Origin of the sequence: Acidovorax sp. Root267 (genome assembly GCF_001429215.1) — a bacterium.
Classification (GTDB): Bacteria; Pseudomonadota; Gammaproteobacteria; order Burkholderiales; family Burkholderiaceae_C; genus Acidovorax; species Acidovorax radicis.
This window is the reverse complement of sequence record NZ_LMJC01000034.1, coordinates 135,164-154,855: the sequence shown is the minus strand read 5'-3', so window position 1 is coordinate 154,855 and position 19,692 is coordinate 135,164. Positions and strand designations below refer to the sequence as shown.

General features: G+C 65.5%; 19 protein-coding genes. 3 read left to right on the top strand and 16 right to left on the bottom strand.

Annotation, left to right across the window (positions count from 1 at the left end; all coding sequences use genetic code 11):
* Positions 1–3: 3 nt before the first annotated feature.
* The 3 genes from ASE39_RS25250 to ASE39_RS25240 are packed head-to-tail and all read right to left on the bottom strand — an operon-like array spanning position 4 to position 3,958.
* Positions 4–675, bottom strand: coding sequence for a response regulator (locus ASE39_RS25250; protein ID WP_010459259.1), 672 nt, complete (start codon positions 673–675; stop codon positions 4–6).
* Complete coding sequence (locus ASE39_RS25245) at positions 672–2,882, bottom strand: PAS domain S-box protein (RefSeq protein ID WP_057272970.1); 2,211 nt, start codon at positions 2,880–2,882, stop codon at positions 672–674. Before ASE39_RS25245 ends, ASE39_RS25250 begins: the two co-directional genes overlap by 4 nt.
* 11 nt (positions 2,883–2,893) lie before the next feature.
* A complete protein-coding gene (locus tag ASE39_RS25240) occupies positions 2,894–3,958 on the bottom strand; it encodes a CDP-6-deoxy-delta-3,4-glucoseen reductase (protein ID WP_057225385.1) in 1,065 nt (354 codons plus the stop codon).
* A 49-nt stretch (positions 3,959–4,007) separates the two neighbouring features.
* On the opposite strand from ASE39_RS25240, the gene ASE39_RS25235 reads away from it, so the two are divergent.
* A complete protein-coding gene (locus ASE39_RS25235) occupies positions 4,008–4,958 on the top strand; it encodes an SDR family oxidoreductase (RefSeq protein WP_057225387.1) in 951 nt (316 codons plus the stop codon).
* 30 nt (positions 4,959–4,988) lie between these two features.
* On the opposite strand, the gene ASE39_RS25230 is transcribed toward ASE39_RS25235, so the two are convergent.
* The 7 genes from ASE39_RS25230 to ASE39_RS25200 form a co-directional block, all read right to left on the bottom strand.
* Positions 4,989–5,726, bottom strand: a complete 738-nt coding sequence (locus ASE39_RS25230) for a DUF4124 domain-containing protein (protein ID WP_057272926.1) — start codon at positions 5,724–5,726, stop codon at positions 4,989–4,991.
* A gap of 66 nt (positions 5,727–5,792) precedes the next feature.
* Entirely contained in the window at positions 5,793–6,332 is a 540-nt protein-coding gene (locus ASE39_RS25225; RefSeq protein WP_029413205.1) for a hypothetical protein, read from the bottom strand.
* Between the two features lie 332 nt (positions 6,333–6,664).
* On the bottom strand, positions 6,665–7,624 hold the full coding sequence (locus ASE39_RS25220; protein WP_010459269.1) for a chemotaxis protein: 960 nt from the start codon (positions 7,622–7,624) through the stop codon (positions 6,665–6,667).
* 162 nt (positions 7,625–7,786) lie between these two features.
* A complete protein-coding gene (locus ASE39_RS25215; RefSeq protein WP_057272925.1) occupies positions 7,787–8,092 on the bottom strand; it encodes an antibiotic biosynthesis monooxygenase in 306 nt (101 codons plus the stop codon).
* Between the two features lie 111 nt (positions 8,093–8,203).
* Positions 8,204–9,067 (bottom strand): LysR family transcriptional regulator, encoded by an 864-nt coding sequence (locus ASE39_RS25210; RefSeq protein ID WP_010459273.1) that lies wholly within the window; start codon positions 9,065–9,067, stop codon positions 8,204–8,206.
* Between the two features lie 26 nt (positions 9,068–9,093).
* Positions 9,094–9,498: a hypothetical protein gene (locus tag ASE39_RS25205; RefSeq protein WP_057272924.1), complete on the bottom strand. Its 405-nt coding sequence runs from the start codon at positions 9,496–9,498 to the stop codon at positions 9,094–9,096.
* Positions 9,499–9,687: 189 nt separating this feature from the next.
* Positions 9,688–10,590, bottom strand: coding sequence for a LysR family transcriptional regulator (locus ASE39_RS25200; protein ID WP_057272923.1), 903 nt, complete (start codon positions 10,588–10,590; stop codon positions 9,688–9,690).
* Between the two features lie 120 nt (positions 10,591–10,710).
* On the opposite strand from ASE39_RS25200, the gene ASE39_RS25195 reads away from it, so the two are divergent.
* Positions 10,711–11,352 (top strand): NAD(P)-dependent oxidoreductase, encoded by a 642-nt coding sequence (locus ASE39_RS25195; protein WP_057272922.1) that lies wholly within the window; start codon positions 10,711–10,713, stop codon positions 11,350–11,352.
* Between the two features lie 57 nt (positions 11,353–11,409).
* Here the strand turns inward: ASE39_RS25195 and ASE39_RS26825 are convergent, their stop codons facing one another.
* The 6 genes from ASE39_RS26825 to ASE39_RS25165 all read right to left on the bottom strand — a co-directional run bounded on the left by ASE39_RS26825 (position 11,410) and on the right by ASE39_RS25165 (position 18,412).
* Positions 11,410–11,817 (bottom strand): CPBP family intramembrane glutamic endopeptidase, encoded by a 408-nt coding sequence (locus ASE39_RS26825; protein WP_057272921.1) that lies wholly within the window; start codon positions 11,815–11,817, stop codon positions 11,410–11,412.
* A 470-nt stretch (positions 11,818–12,287) separates the two neighbouring features.
* Positions 12,288–13,568: a TRAP transporter large permease subunit gene (locus ASE39_RS25185; protein ID WP_057272920.1), complete on the bottom strand. Its 1,281-nt coding sequence runs from the start codon at positions 13,566–13,568 to the stop codon at positions 12,288–12,290.
* Between the two features lie 21 nt (positions 13,569–13,589).
* Positions 13,590–14,147, bottom strand: coding sequence for a TRAP transporter small permease (locus ASE39_RS25180; protein ID WP_057272919.1), 558 nt, complete (start codon positions 14,145–14,147; stop codon positions 13,590–13,592).
* A gap of 103 nt (positions 14,148–14,250) precedes the next feature.
* The gene (locus tag ASE39_RS25175; RefSeq protein WP_057272918.1) at positions 14,251–15,462 is read right to left on the bottom strand and encodes a fumarylacetoacetate hydrolase family protein; all 1,212 of its coding nucleotides are present in this window, start codon (positions 15,460–15,462) and stop codon (positions 14,251–14,253) included.
* A gap of 70 nt (positions 15,463–15,532) precedes the next feature.
* The gene (locus tag ASE39_RS25170) at positions 15,533–17,314 is read right to left on the bottom strand and encodes an IlvD/Edd family dehydratase (protein WP_057272917.1); all 1,782 of its coding nucleotides are present in this window, start codon (positions 17,312–17,314) and stop codon (positions 15,533–15,535) included.
* A gap of 90 nt (positions 17,315–17,404) precedes the next feature.
* Complete coding sequence (locus ASE39_RS25165) at positions 17,405–18,412, bottom strand: TRAP transporter substrate-binding protein (protein ID WP_057272916.1); 1,008 nt, start codon at positions 18,410–18,412, stop codon at positions 17,405–17,407.
* A 158-nt stretch (positions 18,413–18,570) separates the two neighbouring features.
* Here ASE39_RS25165 and ASE39_RS25160 point away from each other — a divergent pair, with 158 nt between their 5' ends.
* A complete protein-coding gene (locus ASE39_RS25160) occupies positions 18,571–19,539 on the top strand; it encodes a LysR family transcriptional regulator (protein ID WP_057272915.1) in 969 nt (322 codons plus the stop codon).
* The last annotated feature ends 153 nt before the right edge of the window (positions 19,540–19,692 follow it).

Here is a 19,692-nt window from a genome sequence, read left to right as displayed (position 1 = left end):
CGGTCATGTCGTGCGCGAAGCGCCGTCTGCCAGCCCCAAATCTTCCACCAGCATCCCCAATTCATGCGACGAGCGGATGTCCAGCTTGAGAAAGATGGCGGAGCGGTGCGTGTCCACCGTGCGCGGGTCGATGGGGCGTTCCGGGTCCAGCTGGGCCAGGGCGCGGGCCACCTCCTTGCTGCTGATGCCGGTGGCCAGCAGGCGCGCCACCTCCTGCTGGCGGGGGCTCAGCGTGTTCCAGCGCTCCCGCAAGGTGTTGCGCCGCCGGGCGTGCTGTGCGGTTTCCTGTGACAGGCGTGCAGCCTTGAGCACGGCGGCCAGCAGGGTTTGTTCGTCGCAGGGCTTTTCGAGCCAGTCCACCGCACCTTGCTTGACGGCGGCGACGGCCGAGGCCAACTCGCCATGGGCAGACAGGAACACGGTCTTGAGCACGGCATCGCGTTCGCGCAGGGCATCGAACACCTGCAGGCCGCTCATGCCGTCCATGCGCAGGTCCAGCAGCACGCAGCCAGGGTGTGCCAGGTCGGCGCTGGCCAGGAACTCGGGACCGCTGGCAAACGTGCGCGGCATATGACCGCCAGCGAGCAACAGGGCGGCCAGGGAGTTGCGCACGCCCTCGTCATCGTCCACGACGTAAACATTGGGGGGGGCGGGGATCAGGGGGCTGTCGGTCATGGCGGGGAGGAGAGGCGGGGCAACCGGATTTCAAACACCGCGCCGCCACCGTCCCGGTTGTTGGCCCGCAATTCGCCGCCCATGCTTTCCACAATGGAGCGGCAGATGTTGAGGCCCAGCCCCAAGCCGTCGGAGCGGGTGGTAAAGAAGGGCTCGAACAGCCGCTCGGCGATCTCGGGCGCCAGGCCGGGGCCCCGGTCCAGCACTTCGAGGCTGGCAAACCTTGCATCGGCCGTGGTGCGCAACAGCAGTTCGTGCTCGGTGGGGGGCGTGGCGTGCGTCTGCATGGCCTGCAAGGCATTGAGGCCCAGGTTCAGCACCACCTGTTCGAGCAGCACACGGTCGGCATTCACGTGCAGCGGGCCCTGGGCAAGGTCCAGGCGCACCGCCACCCCGTGTCGCCGTGCTTCGGCGCGCAGCAGCAGGCCCAGCGACTGGTCCACGGCGGCATTGAGGTCGCAGGGCTCGCGGGCCTCTGGATGCTGGCGCACCCAGCGGCGGATGCGCCCGACGATGTCGGCTGCGCGCAGGGCCTGGGCGGACAGCGCGGTGAGGCTGTCGTTCAACAGTTCGGTTTTGCCCTGTGCGGCCAGCGAACGCGCTGCGGCCGCATAGTTGACCAGGGCTGCCAGCGGCTGGTTCAGCTCGTGCGCCAGGGTGGACGCCATCTCGCCCACGGTGATCACGCGCTGCACGCGCTGCAGTTGGGCCTCGCGCTGCTGCTGCTGTTCTTCGGCGCGCTTCTGGGCGGTGATGTCCACCACCGAGCTCATCCAGCCAATGTGCTGGCCGTTGCCGTCGATGAGCCGTGTGGTGTAGAACATGGTGTGCACGTCGGAGCCGTTTCTGTGCCGCAACCTGTTCTCGCGGCCCTGGGGCGAGGCCTTGCCGGCCAGCACAGTGTCGCTGTCGTTCCAGTGGCGATCGAGGTCGTCGGGGTGCCAGTAGGGGTAGGGCGGCAGGGAGCCGATGAGTTCGGAGGCAGCGTAGCCCACCATGTCACACATCGCGGCATTCACGTAGACGATGCGGCCCTCGAGGTCGCGGGCGCGCATGCCGACCAGCAACGAGTCTTCCATCGACTGCCTGAACGCCTGCGCCTGCTGCAGCGCGTAGGTGCGTTCGTGCACACGCTGTTCCAGCTCGATGCGGGCCTGGCGGTTCTCGGCCAGTCGCCGTTCGCGCAGCTGCCAGTACAGCGCGCCCAGCACCAGCAGGCCAGAGGCGAGACTGGCGAGCGCCCAGGCCTGCTGCCGGGCCAGGGCAATGGCCTTGCTGTCGGCCGTCAGGGTCAGGGTCCAGCCCAGGTCGGGCAGGCGCTCTTCAAAGGCCAGATAGCGCTTGCCGGTGCCGGGCACGACAATCTCGGTGCCAGGCTGGCTGTCGCGCTGGAGTGTTTTCCAGGGCACGGGTTGTGGTGCCCAGCGCGCGCCATACTGCTCGTCGAACTGCACCTGTTGCACGTCCTGCTCGGGCAGTGAGCGCGTGGTCTTGTACAGCCAGGGGAATACGGAGCCGAGGAAGACGATGCCACGCTCATCGGTCACAAAGACCGGGTCGCGCAGTTGCGCCCAGGTGTCCACGATGGGCTGCATCCACACCTTCACGGCCACGACGCCGATCACCCGGCCGTTTTCCACCACGGGTGCCGACGCAAAAAGACCCGGCTCGCCGGTGGTCTTGCCAACGCCGTAGAACCGCCCAGGCTGCCCTTGCAGCGCATCGCGGAAATACGGACGGTTGCCGTAGTTCTGGTTCACGAAACTGGTGGGCGTGTCCCAGTTGCTGGAGGCGACCGTGAGCCCGTCGGTGTTGATCACGTAGAGCGTGTCCGAGCCTGCATTGGCGTTTATGGCCTGCAGGTAGGCGTTGGCAGCGTTGCGCAGTGATTGCGCGCCGGGGTGGTGCAGCAGCTCGGCAATCAACGGCTGCTGTGCTGCTGTGAAGGGCAGATAGCTGTATCGGGTGGCCACGCCGCGCAGGGCCAGGGCCTGCACCTCCCCCGAGCGCCGCAGGTTGTCCCACTGGTTGTCGAGTTCATTGCGGGTCGCCCATTCACCGGCCCCCAGCACCAGCAGCACCGCCAGCCCCACCACGGCCGCCATGGGGCCCGTGCCGCGCAGCGCATTGCGCCAGCGCGATCGCCCCCCCTGGGGAGGCGGGGGGGCAGGAGGAGGGGCCGCTGGCTCAGCCGGGGTGGTCGGCATGCGCGCCCCGGTCAACCGCCGTGCTTGTCTGCCTCGGAGGTGAAGGAATCCGCATAGAACTCTTCCTCTGGCAGGCCGCGCTGCGTGCTGTAGGCCGCACGCGCGGAATCGACCACGATGGGGGCGCCGCAGGCATACACCTGGTGCCCCGAGAGGTCGGCCACATCGTCCATCACCGCCTGGTGCACAAAGCCGGTGCGGCCTGTCCAGCCGTCTTCGGGCAAGGCGTCGGACACCACGGGCACGTAGGTGAGGTGGGGCATGTCGGCCGCACGGGCCAGCACCCAGTCGTGCAGGTACAGATCACCCGGGCGGCGGCCACCCCAATACAGCGTGGTGGGGCGGGTGATGCCCTTGAACTGCATGTGCTCGATCAGCCCCTTGATGGGCGCAAAGCCCGTGCCCGAGGCCAGCAGCACGATGGGTTTGTTGGAATCCTCGCGCAGGAAAAAGCTGCCGAAGGGGCCTTCCACCCGCAGGATTTCCTTTTCCTTCATGGCGCCAAACACATGGTCGGTGAACTTGCCCCCTGGCATGTGGCGGATGTGCAGCTCCACGCCCGGCGTCTCGGCCTGTGTGTGGGGTGCGTTGGCCATCGAGTACGCGCGGCGGGCGCCGTCGCGCAGGATGAATTCGATGTACTGGCCCGCGTGGTAGCGGAAGGTGTCGGCGGCGGGCAGCTGCAGGCGCACCTGCATCACGTCGTGCGATTTTTTCTCCAGCGTCGATACGCGCACCGGCATCTTCTTGATCGGGTAGGCGCTTTCGTCGGTGACCTGGCGTGATTCGAGCACCACGTCGGTCAGTGGCTGCGCGCAGCAGGTCAGCACCAGGCCTGCGGCCTCTTCGTCGGCTGTCAGTGCCTTGGACTGGTGTTCGCCGTGGTGCACGGCGCCGCTGAGCTTCTTGCACTTGCACGAGCCACAGGCGCCGTCCTTGCAGCCATAGGGCAGGCCCACGCCGCTGCGGATGGCGGCGGACAGGATGGCCTCGCCCGCATTGGCACTGAAAGCGCGGCCGCTGGGCTGCACGGTGATCTGGAACGCTGCAGTCGGGGCAGCCTCGGCGCTGGTCATGTTGTGGGTATCCTTGGAATCGTCTCAAGCTAAGCAAACGGAACCGATTTTGCCCTCAAACCAAAACCCCCTCGGCGCCTTGCCAGCGCGCTTTCGCCGCGAACGCCTGTTGATCGTAGGGTGCGGTGATGTGGGTCAACGTGTGGCGCGCGACCTGAACACCGGTCCTGGCGCCGGGCGCTTGCAGGTGCTGGCACTCACGTCCAGTCCCACCCGGGTGCTGGGGCTGCGCAAGCTGGGAGTTCGTCCACTGGTGGGCAACCTGGACGATGCAACCACAGTGCGACGGTTGTCGGGCGTGGCCACCCGGGTGTTGCATCTCGCCCCCCCGCCGGGCGAAGGGGCTGGAGGAAGTGCCTGGTGGCTGGACCCGCGCACGGTGGCGCTGACCCGCATGCTGCGGCAACGCAGCCTGCCGGTGTCCTTGGTCTATGCCTCGACCAGCGGGGTCTATGGCGACTGCCAGGGTGCCTTGGTGCCCGAGACCCGGGCCGTAGCCCCTGGCACTCCGCGGGCGCAGCGCCGGGTGAACGCTGAAGGTGCCGTGCGCCACCTGGGCCGTACCGGAGTGCGGGCCAGCGTGCTGCGCATCCCGGGCATCTACGCGCCGGACCGCGAAGGTGGCACGCCCGAGGCCCGCCTGCGCAGGGGTACACCGGTGCTCGTGCCCGAGGACGACGTGTATACCAACCACATCCATGCCGATGACCTGGCGCGGGCTTGCATGGCCGCCTTGTGGAAAGGGCGGCCACAGCGCACTTACAACGTGAGCGATTCCACCCACATGAAGATGGGCGACTACTTTGACCTGGCCGCCGACCTGTATGGCCTGCCGCGACCCCCGCGTGTGCCGCGCAGCGCTGCGCAGGAGCAACTGTCGCTGATGCTGCTGAGCTTCATGAGCGAGTCACGCCGACTCGACAATCAGCGCATGTTGAGGGAGCTGGGTGTGCGGCTGTGCTACCCCAGCGTGGCCGAGGGGTTGCGAGGGGGCCTGTGAGGTAAGGCCTTTTGCGGGTGGCCTGCTGGATCAGCAGGGTGCTTGGCCGCCGTTCGAGCGGCAGACCCCGCCGGGCCCAGGAAACCGCCCCGGGCCTGCGCGGGGATAGGTGTTGGCCAGGTTGTCGGTGCAGCGAAAGTCGCCACACTGCGTGAGCCGTGGCGGGGGTTGCGGGGTGCCTGCCTGGGGAAACGGGTCGGGGTAGAGGGGGCGGTGCCTGGAGGGCGGAACCACCACGACACGCGGCTGGTTGGCACGGGCCTTTTCGACTTCGGCATAGCCCTGGGGGCCCAGGCAGTCCAGGTCCACCTGCCGCTGGGCTGCTTCCAGCCGCAGTTCCTGTTCATGGGTCGAGCGCGACAGGCCTGCCGCCACCATATCGAAATTGCGGCGCGAGCGCGCACATTCCGGGGAGCGGGCGTAGTCCTGGGGCTGGGGGGCGGTTGCAGCGGCCTGTGCGGCGCGTGCCCGATCCCGCTCGGCGTTACGGCGCGCCTCGGTCTCTGCGGCGGTGGCCTCGGCCTGCAGCCGCTGCTGCTTGCGCTCCAGCGCCTCTGCGGCAAGCTCGCGATCCAGCTGGATTTCTTCGGGTGTTTTGCGCGCTTCCACCTCGCGTGCCGCAGAGCCGCCGGCGCAGGCGCCATCGGTATAGGTCACCTTGCCGGTGCGGGCATCTGTGCAGCGCACCACCTGTGCGTGGGCCACTGCGCCCCACCAGGCAGCGCACACACACAGGAATGGAACGAGATGGCGGATCGGGATGCTCATTGTTGCAGCCAAGGAGGCTAAAAAGGTGGCAGTGGGCTCGCCCCTCTCACCCTTTGCCAGGGTTGGTCAGGGCTTGTCGGGGTTGTTGGACTGCTGGCGGGAGCGCCAGTCCTGGGGGTGCGGCGTGTAGCTGCCTGGTGCCATGCGGCCGGGCTGGGCTTCGCGGTTGCGGCGGTCGTCGGCGGCACGGCGGTCGCGTTCAGCCTGGTCGCGCAGGGCCTGGTCACGGTCGCGCTGGCGGCGGTCGGCCTCGCGGGCCTGCTGGTCGCGGCGGTCGCGCTCGCGTTCCCGGGCCTGCCTGTCGCGCTCGGCACGTTCCCGTTCGCGTTCCCGCTCTCTCCAGTCACCGCGGTTGCGGTCGCGCTCCCAGCGGTCATCCCGGTCGCGTCCGCCGTAGTAAATGACGGGAGGGGGTGCGGAATAAGCGGGGTAAACCGGCTGTGGACTGGAATACACCGGGGGGGCGTTGCTGTGGATGTAGCCTGGCTGCTCGTAGACCCGGTACGGCGCTGGCTCGTAATACGGGTCACCCGGCACCGTGGCGCAGCCGGTTACCGCGGCGCCCAGAACCGCGACAGAAATAAGGCGGGCGAGTGTGTATGTCATGCTGGTCAGACCCTGGCAAGGCGTGGCCGTTCCACCCTGCTCGTAAAGCCCCCGAAAAGCACCCCGGCGGGGTGTTACAAGTTTCGAAGGCTTGCGCATTAAAGCCGCTCCCAATGTAGCGCGTGGGCCTGCGGTTTGGTTGACCTGCATGCCGATGCGCAGGGTAGGACGGCGCCTATTGTCCAGCCCGCTGGTGCGGGAGGCACGGGTGAGAAGTATCAAAAATGATAGCTATCGATTGTTATGCGCAAAGCGATAGCGGCCAATTTCTATTCAATTTCTCACCGCGGCCAGACGCGGCACCCAATTCAGGCGAGCTTCCTCAATGGTCTTTACTTGGGCAACACCCGGCGGATGGTCTCTGCCAGATCTTCGGCCACAAACTTGGCAACGTAACCGTCGGCCCCGACGCTGCGCACATGGTCTTCATTGGCCGAGCCCGACAGCGAAGAGTGGATGACCACGGGCAGTCCATGAAAGCGCGAGTCCTGCTTGATGTTACGTGTCAGGGTAAACCCGTCCATCTCTGGCATTTCCAGGTCGGTCAGCACCATGGCGACACGGTCCAGCACACTCTTGCCTTCGGCCTCGGCGCTCTTGGCAATGGCATTGAGGCGGTCCCAGGCTTCCTTGCCCGATTTCACCATTTCATAGGGGGCCTTGAGCACTTTGAGTTCTTGCTCGATGAGCGAGCGCGCCACAAACGAGTCGTCTGCCGCCAGGATGATGGTGCCCGGCTTGAGCACCAGCTTGGCTCCGACTTTTTCTTCGGTGACTTCATGACCGTCCGAGGGCGACACCATCTGCAGGATGGCTTCCACGTCCAGCACCTGGGCCAGGCGGGATTCGTCGGTATTGCCGTCCAGGCGGGCAATGCTGGTGACCAGCTTGCCAGCGGCGCCGCTGGTTTCGGCCGAGAGCACCTGCTTCCAGTCCAGGCGCACGATGTCTTCCACCGATTCCACCGCAAACGCCTGCGTGGTGCGCGCGTACTCGGTCACCAGCATGATGTTCAGGCCGGTCTGGGGCTTGCAGCCCACGATGGCGGGCAGGTCCAGCACCGGGATCACCTGGCCGCGCAGGTTGACCACGCCCAGCGAGTACTGCGTCGTGCCCGCAATCGGCGTGATGCTGGGCATGGCCACGATCTCGCGGATCTTGAACACGTTGATGCCAAACAGCTCGGACTTGCCCAGCGCACTGTCGGTGCCCAGGCGAAACAGCAGCAGCTCGAACTTGTTGGTGCTGGTGAGGTTGGTCCGCTCGTCGATGTCCTGCTGCACTGCTTTCATGATGGGTCCTTCGCGCAGAAAAGAAGAAGATACGCGCGTTTACAAATTCTAGGATCAGAACGGCATGCGCAGTGGGCTAAATGTTCAGGCAATACCCGAATAGTGCACCGCAGCATCGTGGCGTGGCAGCGCCGTCACAGGTCGGGTGGCGCGGGGGGCGGTTCAGGCCACGGGTGGCAGGGCCACTGGCTCAAAGTGCACCACCGAGGGGAACGGGTCGTAGAAGTGGTGCAGCAGCTTTTTCCATTCCTGGTATTGCGCCGACTGGCGAAAACCGATCTCGTGGTCTTCGAGCGTGGCCCAGCGCACCAGCAGCACGTAGTCCTGCGGGCGTTCCAGGCAGAGGCCCAGCTCGTGCGACAGATAGCCGGGCATGGAGGCAATGATCCGTTGCGCCTGGGCAAAGGCCTGCTCGAAGGCGGCGTTCTGGCCGGGGCGAATGGTGAGGTGGGCGATTTCGAGAACCATGGTGGTCAGTGGCGCGCTGCGCAGGATGGAGGTGCCCCCTTTTTACTGCATGGACCAGCTGAAAGGACCGTGCGCAACAACCCGCCCGCTTCCCGCAAGCACAGGGTGGGCTCAGGCAACGCTGCTCTGGGGGATCGCGGATGCCTTCAAGCTGTCGGCCAGGCGGCCCAGCAGTGCAAGCATGGGCGCATCCGATGCATCGCACGCCAGACCCAGGTGGCGCGAGAACGCCAGAGGCCCATCCAGCGGCCGCGTGACCGAGCGGCGTGCATGCGCCGCATGAGACTGAGGCACCACCGCCACGCCCAGGCCGCTGTCCACCATGTGCAGCAGAAGCTCTTCGCGCGCGGCGCTGGCCTGCACCTCCAGGGCAATGCCGCGCTCGGCCAGCAGGCGGATGAACGACTGGTGCAGCGGGCAGTAGGGCCACTCGAGAAGCGGCACACCCTGCAGGTCAGCCATGCCGAATTTTTTCTTGAAACGCAATGGATGCTGTTCGGGCAAGAGCATCACATAGGGCTCGCGCCACAAAGACACGAAGGTGTCGCCAGGCGGCTTGCAATGCTCCGCCACCAGGCGCAGCCGCGCCTCTTGCGCACTGGCAGTGAGCCGGACCAGCGTGTTGGGCAGGAGGTCGGCAATCTGCGCAAACAGCGGCGCGGCCGGACCCACCATCAAATCGTCCTGCAGGAACACGCCCAGCGTTTCGCGTGGCGCGTCGCGAAAGTCGCGCACCATGGCGCTGGATTGCGCCAGCAGGCTGCAGGCGCGCGGGTACAGCCGGTGGGCGGCGGGGGTGGGCGCCAGGCCCTGGCGGCTGCGCTCGAACAGCACGGTGTCGAGCGCATCCTCCAGCCCCTTGATGGCCATGCTGATCGACGGCTGTGCCACAAAGCAGCGGCGCGCCGCCGTGGTCACGGAACGTTCTTCGTAGGCCGCCACAAAGTAGCCGAGGGCGCGCAGGTCAAACAGCATGCAGGTTTCAGGGGCCGAGGCAGCAGTCAGGTCGGGGTGATGGTGGTGACGGTTTCGCGGAAGTAGTCGAGCTGGCCGTTTTGGGAATGGCTCACGATCCAGGTCAGCGATTCCACTTCGCGCTGTTGTACCGCATAAAAGAAACGCTGGTGGAGTTGTGTGATCACCCAGTCGTTGCCCAGGGGCTGGCTGTGGGTATGCACGATTTTTGTGCCACGCGGAAAAATCTCGGTGCCCAGGCGCTGCACCACGGCCAGCAGGTCGGCCTTGTTGCGGGCGACTTGCCAGCTGGTGTCTGCGTCATCGCGGTAGTGGTCGATGCGGAAATCCATGTCATCGGCAACGCTGCCCAGCAGCGTGGGCACATCGCCTTTTTCAAAGGCGGCCAGCACGCGGTCGATGGGGAAGTTTGTGGTGGGGTTGGTCGTCATGTGCGCTCTCCAGTCGGGGGGTTAAAGGCTCAGAAGCAGGTTCTGGGAGGCGACTGTAGGCAGCACGCGCGGCCCGCACAACGATGGAATTTGTGGGCTGAAACGATAAAAAAATGATGGATAAAAAGTGAATGCAGTCTTGCTGCGGGAGAAAGCGCCGAAGGCAGCTGCTTCGGGGCTGCTCCCATCTCATTCCGTGACGCCAGGCACCTGGCCCAGATAGCGGTGCAGCGCCGCGATGGCCTGGCGCACCTTGGCGGGCTGGGTATCGCGCTGGGGTGTCACCGCCCAGATGTCCAGCGTGCCAAACGACCAGTCGGGCAGCAGCCGCACCAGCCGCCCGGCCTGCAGCGCATCGTGCGAATCCATGCTGCCCACCAGGGCCAGGCCCAGCCCGGCCTCGCACATCTGCTGGATCGAAAGCTGGTTGTTGCTGGCAATGCGGGGCTCCACCCGCAAGGCCCGGGGATCGCCCGTGGGGCTGCGCAGATCGATCAGCAGGCCGCCGTTCTCGCGCGCAAAGCCCAGCCAGCTGTGCGACAGCAGCGCGTCCGGGTGCTGCGGCATGCCGTGGGCAGCCACCCAGCCGGGCGACGCGCACAGAAACCACTGCATGCCACCCAGGCGCCGCGCCGCCCAGGTGGAATCGGCCAGACGTCCATAGCGCACGGCCAGGTCGATGCGCGCATTGATGAGGTCGATGGTGGAGTCGTCCACCAGCAGCCGCAGGCGCAGCGCCGGGTGGGCCGCCAGCAGCTCCCCCAGCGCCGGCGCGATGTGCCGGGCAAAGCCCACCGTGGCCGACAGGCGCAGCTCGCCGCTGGGCGCATCGCGTGACGCTGCCAGTTCTGCGCGTGCCTGGTCGGCTGCGGCACACATGGCCGCACAGCGGGCGTGGTAGCGCTGGCCCGCCTCGGTAAGTGCCAGCTTGCGCGTGGAGCGGTGCAGCAGGGTGACGCCGCCCTCGCTTTCGAGCTTGCGCACCTGCTGGCTCACGGCCGAGGTGCTCATGCCCAAAGCGCGGGCTGCACCGCTCATCGAGCCGTGCTGCACCACGGCGGCAAATACCGCCATGCGTTTGAGGTCTTCCATGGGTGAAAAAACGTGATTGTGAAGTTGAGCTTCAAAGAGAAGGCAGTTTTAGCCATCTACCGCCCGCTTTGACAAGCTCCTATTCTCACTGCATCGCAACTTTGAAACCAAGGACACCGTATGAACATCGCCCTGATTGGCGCCTCTGGCTTTGTCGGCTCTGCCGTGCTGAATGAACTGCTGCAACGCGGCCACCGCGTGACCGTACTGGCCCGCAGCCCCGCCAAGCTCGCCGCGCGCGAAGGCCTGACGGTGGTGGCGGCCGACGCGCAAGACACCGCCCAGGTCGCCAAGGCCGCTGCGGGCCACGATGCCGTGGTGAGCGCCTACAACCCAGGCTGGGAGAACCCCAACATCCACGACGAATTCCTGAAGGGCACCCGCGCCATCATCGACGGCACCAAGGCGGCTGGCGTGCGCCGCTTCCTCATAGTGGGCGGCGCCGGCAGCCTGTTTGTGGCGCCCGGCCTGCAATTGGTGGACACGCCCCAGTTCCCCGCCGAATGGAAGCAGGGCGCCCTGGCCGCCCGCGAAACGCTGAACTGGATTCGTACCGAAAACACGCTGGACTGGACTTTCCTGTCGCCCCCCATCCTGCTGCAGCCCGGTGAACGCACCGGCCAGTACCGACTGGGTGATGAGGCACCGCTGATGAATGGCGACCAGCCTGGCAGCATCAGCGTGGCCGACCTGGCCGTGGCCATTGCCGACGAACTGGAAACGCCCCGCCATGTGCAGAAGCGGTTCACGGTGGCGAGCTGAAACGCCATCGAGATCCATGGGCAGCAACCGGCGGGTGCTGTCCCTTTGTTTGTCTCTTCAGGCAAAGACCGCCAAGTCGATCAGCGTGTGGCCCAGCACCACGGGCCACAGGGTTTTCCAGCGCAGGAACCATCGGCACATCACACCATGCGCAAAGAAGGCCGCAATCACGCCGTGTCTACCGTGTTCCCAATGCGCCAGCGCAAAGATGGCCGATACGGCGATTGTGAACTGTAGTTCCGAAGGGCGTTGGCTTGCACTCGAATACCAGAGCCATGGCAGCCCGATGAAAAAGATGCTCTCCACCAGCCCGGCGCTGACCGCTGCGTAGATTCGCACTGCCGCACCTGCCAGGCCCTGAGGGAAAAACTGCGCCAGCTGAAAGCTACCGGGTGACGGGCCTAGCACCCGCCATGACAGGTTCCGCGCCACCAGAAAAACCAGCCCTGCGGTGACAAACACCATCAGGCCCTGTCCTGCAAGGGGCCAAAGGTTCTTTTCTGGTAGTGCGAGTCCGTAGTGTTGGGGGCGTAGCGCTGCGCTGTGGGCCAGCAGTCCAAGCATGACAGCAGGAAGCACTATCCACTGAACCCCGTCAACGGCCCAAAAGAGCAGTGCCCCTCCGCGCCCCACGACGGGCAGGTAAAAGCCGTTGAGCTGCCAGACCGCCAACGCCGGTAGCAGGGCCCAGCCCACCAGGACCTGCTGGCGGGTGTTGAGAGCAAATGGCCGTTTCTGTGTTGAGATCAAGCGCCCCTCCGGAATCAAGTTTTGTGGTGGTCCCGTTCAGACGTCAGGGGAAGCGCTGGCCGAAGTGGGGACGGCCCATCTTCCCGAGAAATGGCCGTGCCATTTGCGTCGCCAAGTGCCCCGGCGTGAAATAGTCCGCGATTAATCTCCCGCAGCGATTCCGCTGGACTGTTTGCGAAGAGCCGTCATCCCAAAAACCACCGCATCGGCACCAGCACGATGGATGGGAACAGCACCATCAGGAACATCATGGCGAACTGCGCGCCCATGAAGGGGAGCACCCCCCGGGTGACCTCGTCCATGCGCATCTTGCCCACCCCCGCCACCACGTTCAGCACCGTGCCGACCGGCGGCGTGATCAGGCCGATGGCGTTGTTCATGATGAACAGCACACCGAAGTACACCGGGTCGATGCCTGCGGCTTTGACCACTGGCATCAGCATGGGAGCCATGATCAGGATGGTGGGGGTCATGTCCATGGCGGTGCCCACGGCCATCACCAGCAGCATGATGGCGATCATCAGCAGCGTGGGGTTGTCCATGAAGGGGCGCAGCAGATCCACGAGCTGGCGGGGGATGTCGGCCACGGTGATCAGCCAGGCGCTGACCATGGCCGCAGCCACCAGGAACATGATCACGGCCGTTGTTTTGGCGGCGCTCACGAACACGGCGGTGAGCTGGCGCCAGTGCAGCTCACGGTAGACCAGCGTGGCCACGAGCAGCGCATACACCGCTGCCACGGCTGCCGCCTCGGTGGGAGTGAACACGCCCATCTTCAGGCCCACGATCACGATGACCGGCAGAAACAGCGCCCAGGTGGATTCCTTGAGGGCCTGCAGTTTGTCTGCGGTAGTCGCCTTGGGGGGTGGGGTGATGTTTTCGCGCTGTGACACCCAGTACCACGCGATGGCGATGGCCACGCCCATCAGCAGCCCCGGCACGATGCCGGCCAGAAAGAGCTTGCTGATCGACACATTGGCGGCCACGCCAAACACCACAAACCCGATGGACGGCGGGATGACGGGCGCGATGATGCCCGCCGACGCAATCAGCCCTCCGGCACGGGCCTTGTCGTGCCCTGCCTTCACCATCATCGGCAGCAGCAGGGCGGCCAGAGCCGCAGTGTCAGCCACGGCAGATCCGGACAGTGCGGCCAGCATGCACGCCGCCAGGATGGCGACAAAACCCAGCCCGCCGCGCTTGTGCCCCACCAGCGTCAGGGCCAGCTTCACGATGCGCTGGGACAGGCCGCCCACGTTCATGATCTCGCCCGCCAGCATGAAAAACGGCACCGCCAGCAGCGGAAACGAGTCTGCGCCGTTGATGACGTTCTGCGCCAGGATCTGGGCGTCAAACAGGTCCAGGTGCCACATGAGCGCTGCGCCAGACACCAGCAGCGCGTAGGCAATGGGCACACCAATGGCCATGGCGGCCAGCAGGGAGCCGAGGAAGATGAAAATGGTCATGGGATGTTGCTCCGGGGCGATTCACTTCGGGCCGCTGGTGCGGTCCAGATGCAGGTGCGGGATGGCTGCCACCTCTTCGGATTCCGTGACCTGCACCAGCTGGTCGTCCGGCACCTGGCCAGACAACAGGCGCCACAGGTGCATCAACAGCAACAGCCCCGACGCCACCGCAAACACCACCCCGGATGCATAGAAGATGGCCACCGATGCGCCGGTGACGGGTGCCTCCACATCCCAATTGATGCGGGCCTGTGCAAGGGCGCCGCTGAACAGCAGCCAGGTGCAAAACAGCATCAGCCCATAACTGGTCGCCAGGCAGATGCGCTTGCCGATGGGGGGCAACCGGGTCAGCAGAATGTCGGTGCCCAGGTGGCCGTGCTCCTTGACCGCCACGATGGCCCCCAGGAAGGTGATCCATACAAAAAGCCACCGCGAGAGCTCCTCGCTGACGGAAATGCCGGAGTTGAAAACGTAGCGCAGCACCACGTTGCCAAACACCAGCAGCACCATCACCGCGAGGGCCAAGGCGATCAGCAGATTGATCCACCGGCAGCACCGGTCGATAAAGGCGTTCAGCATGGTTGTGTCTCCGTCATGGCAAGGCCATTTGATTTTTGGTGAGGGGAGTCGAGCTGTGGGCCCGGCGCACGCGGCGCTGCGGGTCAACGACGGCCTGTGCGGGCTAAAGCGCTGCGCGCAGCAGGCCGCGCTGCGCCAGGTTGCTGATGAAGGCGCGCAAACCAAATTGCCAGGGCGCGGCGGTTTCGCTGTGGGTCACGCGGTTGTGCAGGCCGCCCAGCCAGGCGCTCTGGATGGTGACCACATCACCGAGCTTGTGGGTGAAGCCGCTGCCCGGCTGGTCGCGGTCTTCAATGGGCGCAAACAGCGTGCCCAGGAACAGCATGAACCCGTCGGGGTACTGGTGTGCGGCCAGCGTTTGCGCCACCAGGTCCGTCGGGTCGCGGCTGATGCTGGCCATGGTGTTGATGCCGCGCAGCTCAAAGCCGTCCACCCCCGCCACCCGCAGGTGCACGGTTTCGTTGCGCACCTGGTCCATGCCGAAGCCAGCGTCGAACAGGCGGATGAAGGGGCCCAGCGCACACGATGCGTTGTTGTCCTTGGCCTTGCCCAGCAGCAGTGCGCTGCGGCCCTCGATGTCGCGCAGGTTCACGTCGTTGCCCAATGTGGCGCCGACGATGTCGCCCCGGCTGTTGATCGCCAGCACCACCTCGGGCTCGGGGTTGTTCCAGGCCGAATCGGCGCGGATGCCGATGTCATCGCCGCAGCCCACGGACGCCAGCACCGGCGCCTTGGTGAACACCTCGGCGTCGGGGCCAATGCCCACTTCCAGGTACTGGGACCACAGCCCTTTTTCCTGCAGCAGCGCCTTCAGGGCCATGGCTTCGGGCGATCCGGGGCGCATGTCGGCCAGGTTCTCGCCGATCAGCCCGATCACCTGGCTGCGCAGCCCCTGCGCGCGGGTCGCGTCGCCCCGCGCTTGTTCTTCGATCACGCGTTCAATCAGGCTGGCTGCAAACGTGACGCCTGCCGCCTTGACCACCTGCAGGTCGCAAGGGGCGAGCAGCCAGGGCAACGTGGGCTGGCGTTGGCCCGGCAGGCTGTTCTGGATCAGTTCATCGACACCGCAAATGCGCCGCCCGGGCGTGTTGTGCGCAGCCTGTGCGGGCAACTCCGTATCGAGCAGTGTGCTCATGGTCGGGTAGCTGTCGCTCAGGTCAAAAACGCCTTCGGGCCGCAGCGCCACCACGGCCGGGCCGGGGATTGCGCCGTGGGTCCACACGCGGCCCACCAGCGTGCCCTGCAGGCCGTCGTCTGGCAAAACCTGGGCGTGCGTGTCCGCACCGGCCGCGTGGGCCGCTGTCATGTTGTTCATTTGAAATCCTTCAAAGGTTCATTGCGCGGCCCGCACAATTTGTGCGGTGCGGCAGGCGTTGTCGCCAGCTTCAGTGGTTGTGGCGCGGGGTTTTTTCGGAGATGCGCCGAAAGGTCAGCGCAAAGTCCAGCGTGGCGCCATCGACCAGCTGGCCTGTCTTTTCGCGGTACAGCGCTTCCCACGGTGACTGGCTGGCAGGCACGGGCGGCGCGGGCAGCTCGCGTTGGCGGCGTTCGATCTCATCCGCCGCTACCAGCGCGTCGCAACGCCCGGTGTTCAGGTCGATGCGGATCGTGTCGCCGCTCAGCAGCCAGCTCAACCCCCCGCCCACCGCGCTTTCGGGCGACGCGTTGAGGATGGAGGGGCTGTCTGCCGTGCCCGACTGGCGCCCGTCGCCCAGGGTGGGCAGTGTGTTGATGCCACGCCGGATCAGCGCGTCGGGCGGCTGCATGTTGACCACCTCCGCAGAGCCCGGCCAGCCGATGGGCCCCGCACCGCGCATCACCAAAATGCAGCCCTCGTCGATGTTCAGCGCCGGGTCGTTGATGCGTGCGTGGTAGTCGTCAGCGCCTTCAAACACCACGGCACGGGCTTCAAAGATGCCTTCGTGCCCGGGGCGGCTGAGGTAGCTTGTGCGGAACGCTTCGGAGATCACCGAGGTCTTCATGATGCCGAAGTCAAACAGGTTGCCGCTGAGTACCAGGAAGCCCGCCTTCTCCATCAGTGGCGCGCTGAAGGGGCGGATCACCTCGCGGTCGCGCGTTTCGCGGCCTTGCAGGTTGTCGCCGATGGTCTTGCCCGTCACGCTGGCGCAATCGCTGTGCAGGCGGCCCGCCTGCTGCAGCTCCCACATCAGGGAGGGTACGCCCCCCGCGCGGAAGAACCGTTCGCCCAGGAACTTGCCTGCAGGCTGCATGTTCAGCAGCAGGGGCAGGTCGTAGGCATGTTCGGTCCAGTCCTTGGCCTCCAGCACTACGCCCGCATGGCGTGCCATGGCCATGATGTGCACTTGCGCGTTGCTGGAACCCCCGGCCACGCTGACCACCGACAGCGCATTCAAAAAACTCTCGCGCGTCAGGATGCGCGAAGGGCGCAGGTCTTCATACGCCATCTCGACAATGCGGCGCCCGGTCTCGTAGGCCATCTGGCCACGCTCGCGGTAGGGCGCAGGAATGGCGGCGCAGCCAGGCAGCGACAGGCCCAGCGCCTCGGCCACGGCGTTCATGGTCGAGGCAGTGCCCATGGTGTTGCAGTGGCCCGCCGAGGGTGCGCTACTGCAGGCGCGCTGCAGAAACTCTTCTTCGTCAATCTCGCCCGCTGCCAGCTGGCGACGGCTGCGCCAGATCACGGTGCCCGAACCCACCAGTTCGCCGTCGTGCCACCCGTCCAGCATGGGCCCGCCCGAGAGCACGATGGCCGGGATGTCCACGGTGGACGCGGCCATGATGCCAGCCGGTGTGGTCTTGTCGCAGCCCGTGGTCAGCACCACCGCGTCGATGGGGTAGCCGTACAGGATCTCGACCAGGCCCAGGTAGGCCAGATTGCGGTCCAGCGCCGCCGTGGGGCGGCGGCAGTTCTCGAAGATGGGATGGACCGGAAACTCCATCGGAATGCCCCCCGCATCGCGGATGCCATCGCGCACGCGGCGCGCCAGGTCCAGATGAATGCGGTTGCAGGGTGACAGGTCGCTGCCCGTCTGCGCGATGCCAATGATGGGTCGGCCCGAGCGCAACTCTTCGGGCGTGAGCCCGTAGTTCATGAACCGTTCCAGATACAGCGCGGTCATGTCCGAGCGCGCGGGGTCGGCAAACCAGTCGCGGGAGCGAAAGGGGCGTCGGGGTGTCTTTTGCATGGGGTTGTCAGAAGAACGCTGTGAAGGAAGGGAAAACCGCCGCTGCCAGCGCGCAGCATTTGGCGGCGCGCCGACGGGGCCGGGCTTTGCTTACTTGCCGCCGCGCGCCTTGGCCAGTTCGCCCATCAGTTCGCTGGTGGTTGCTTCGCCAAATTCCTTGCCGTACTTTGTCAGCACCGGCTGCAGCTTGGTGCGCAGCTTGGCCTGTTCGGCAGCAGGCAGCTCGGTGATCTGCATGCCCGCCTTCTTCAGCTCGCCCAATGCGGTTTCGCTGAAAGCGCGGATGGTCTTGCGCTCAAACAACGTGGCTTCGCGCGCGGCTTCCTGCACGATCTTCTGCTCCTCGGCTGACAAGCCATCCCAGGCCTTTTTGGATATCAGCAGCACCCAGGCGCTGTACATGTGGCGCGACAACACCAGGTGCTTTTGCACTTCGTAGAACTTGCTGGCCAGGATGGTGGCCGGTGGGTTCTCCTGCCCATCCACCGCAGCTTGTTCCATGGCCGTGTACAGCTCAGTGAATGGCATGGGTGTGGCGTTGGCGCCCAGGGCGTTGAAGGTGTCCAAAAACAAGGGGCTCTGAATGACACGCAGCTTGAGCCCTGCCAGATCGTCAGCCTTGTTGATGGGGCGGCGCGAATTGGTCACGTGGCGAAAGCCGTTCTCCCAGAACCCCAGGCCGATAAGTCCCTTCTCGGGCAGCATGGCCAGCAGCTTCTGGCCAAAGGGGCCATCCAGCACCGCGTCGGCTTCCTGCTCGTTGTTGAAGGTGAGCGGCAGATTGAGCACGCCAAACGGCTTGATCAACGACATCAGCGTGGACGAATCTGGCACCGTCATCTCCAGCGTGCCGCCGCGCAGGGCCGACGTCATGCTCACGTCGTTGCCCAGGGAGCCGCTGGCAAACAGCTTGGCGTTCATCTTGCCGCCGCTCTTGGCCTGGAGCCTTTCGGCAAAGTGCTTGACCGCCTGCGCTTGGGGGTGGTCGTCGCTCAGGCCGATGCCAACCTTGAACGTGTGTTCCTTGACTTGTGCAGAAACCGGGGCGGCCAGAGCGGCCAGCACCGTGGCGACCACGGCGAGGGTTTTGAATTGCATGCTTTTGTCTCCGTTTTGGAATGGCTGGGGTCTCGATGGCCGAGGTCATCGGCGCCCTGCAGTCCTTTTGCAGGACCGTCATCGACGCAGGCCACAGGTTAGGTAGCGCGCGTGCCGGGGTCCACTGAATCTTTTGCTACGATCCATTCCAAACGCTTATGAGTCCAGACGCATTTCCGGGTAAACCCTTGTCTTTGGCGCAGGCCTGTGCGCGGCTGCGGTTTCGGCATTTGCAGTTCCTGGACATCCTGGGGCGCACGCGCAACCTGCGCCTGACGGCCGAGCAGATGCATGTCACCCAACCTGCGGCCACCAAGATTCTGATGGACATTGAAGAGATCCTGGAGGCGCGTTTGTTCGACCGCCTGTCGCGTGGCATGCGGCCCAACGAACTGGGGCTTTTCACGCTGCGCTATGCCAGTGCCGCGCTCGATGGCCAGCGCCAATTCGTGGACGAGTTCAATGCCCTCAAACAAGGCGGCCATGGCCACCTGACGATTGGCGCCATCACGGGCTCGGCGGCCCATCTGCTGGTGGCGTCGGTGGTCGAGATCCAGCGCCTGCGGCCCTTGCTGGTGCTCAAGATCCTGGAGCAAAGCAGCGACCAGCTGATCCAATGGCTGGCCGAGCGCAAGATCGACCTGATGATCGGGCGCCTTACCGACGAGGCCCAGCGCAGCCAGTTCCATTACGAGCGCCTGTCGGCCGAGCCGCTGGCCGTGGTGGGCGGACTGCACCACCCCCTGCGCGGAGGGGCGGACCTGGCCCTGACCGAGCTGGCCCACTGGCCGTGGATTCTGTACCCCGCCTCTACCGCCGTGCGCAAGGTGTCGGACGACCTGTTTGGCGGCGCAGGCCTGGCGCTCACGGCGGGGGTGGTGGAGACGCCGTCCTTTTTGTTTGCGCTGGAGCTGATGAACACCACCAACATGATGTCGCTGCAGCCCGCCGCCCTGGTTGAGAAATACGTGAACAAAGGACTGCTGTCACGCATCCCCGTGGACCTGCCAGACCGCATGCCCAGCTATGGCCTCATCACGCGGCTGGGGGAGCCGCCGACACCCGCCGCGCAGGCCTTCATCGATGTGCTGCGCGAGACGGCGGGCGCTGGCTTTGACGAGCCGTGATGGCCGATGGTCGTCTCACTTTGGCAATAACCAAAAGTTATCGAAAACGACGGCTTTTTGGGGCTTGTCCATCCCGTTGGGACGGTTTGCATCCCCGTCCTTCCTCACCACGCCGTTATGCTCTGCGCCCTTTGACCGAACCTGCCTGTTGCC

Excerpts from the sequence above, each read along its gene's own strand:
- ASE39_RS25250 (WP_010459259.1), bottom strand. The coding sequence starts at position 675 with ATGACCGACAGCCCCCTGATCCCCGCCCCCCCCAATGTTTACGTCGTG.
- ASE39_RS25245 (WP_057272970.1), bottom strand. The coding sequence starts at position 2,882 with ATGCCGACCACCCCGGCTGAGCCAGCGGCCCCTCCTCCTGCCCCCCCG.
- ASE39_RS25240 (WP_057225385.1), bottom strand. The coding sequence starts at position 3,958 with ATGACCAGCGCCGAGGCTGCCCCGACTGCAGCGTTCCAGATCACCGTG.
- ASE39_RS25230 (WP_057272926.1), bottom strand. The coding sequence starts at position 5,726 with ATGAGCATCCCGATCCGCCATCTCGTTCCATTCCTGTGTGTGTGCGCT.
- ASE39_RS25225 (WP_029413205.1), bottom strand. The coding sequence starts at position 6,332 with ATGACATACACACTCGCCCGCCTTATTTCTGTCGCGGTTCTGGGCGCC.
- ASE39_RS25220 (WP_010459269.1), bottom strand. The coding sequence starts at position 7,624 with ATGAAAGCAGTGCAGCAGGACATCGACGAGCGGACCAACCTCACCAGC.
- ASE39_RS25215 (WP_057272925.1), bottom strand. The coding sequence starts at position 8,092 with ATGGTTCTCGAAATCGCCCACCTCACCATTCGCCCCGGCCAGAACGCC.
- ASE39_RS25210 (WP_010459273.1), bottom strand. The coding sequence starts at position 9,067 with ATGCTGTTTGACCTGCGCGCCCTCGGCTACTTTGTGGCGGCCTACGAA.
- ASE39_RS25205 (WP_057272924.1), bottom strand. The coding sequence starts at position 9,498 with ATGACGACCAACCCCACCACAAACTTCCCCATCGACCGCGTGCTGGCC.
- ASE39_RS25200 (WP_057272923.1), bottom strand. The coding sequence starts at position 10,590 with ATGGAAGACCTCAAACGCATGGCGGTATTTGCCGCCGTGGTGCAGCAC.
- ASE39_RS25195 (WP_057272922.1), top strand. The coding sequence starts at position 10,711 with ATGAACATCGCCCTGATTGGCGCCTCTGGCTTTGTCGGCTCTGCCGTG.
- ASE39_RS26825 (WP_057272921.1), bottom strand. The coding sequence starts at position 11,817 with ATGGTGTTTGTCACCGCAGGGCTGGTTTTTCTGGTGGCGCGGAACCTG.
- ASE39_RS25185 (WP_057272920.1), bottom strand. The coding sequence starts at position 13,568 with ATGACCATTTTCATCTTCCTCGGCTCCCTGCTGGCCGCCATGGCCATT.
- ASE39_RS25180 (WP_057272919.1), bottom strand. The coding sequence starts at position 14,147 with ATGCTGAACGCCTTTATCGACCGGTGCTGCCGGTGGATCAATCTGCTG.
- ASE39_RS25175 (WP_057272918.1), bottom strand. The coding sequence starts at position 15,462 with ATGAACAACATGACAGCGGCCCACGCGGCCGGTGCGGACACGCACGCC.
- ASE39_RS25170 (WP_057272917.1), bottom strand. The coding sequence starts at position 17,314 with ATGCAAAAGACACCCCGACGCCCCTTTCGCTCCCGCGACTGGTTTGCC.
- ASE39_RS25165 (WP_057272916.1), bottom strand. The coding sequence starts at position 18,412 with ATGCAATTCAAAACCCTCGCCGTGGTCGCCACGGTGCTGGCCGCTCTG.
- ASE39_RS25160 (WP_057272915.1), top strand. The coding sequence starts at position 18,571 with ATGAGTCCAGACGCATTTCCGGGTAAACCCTTGTCTTTGGCGCAGGCC.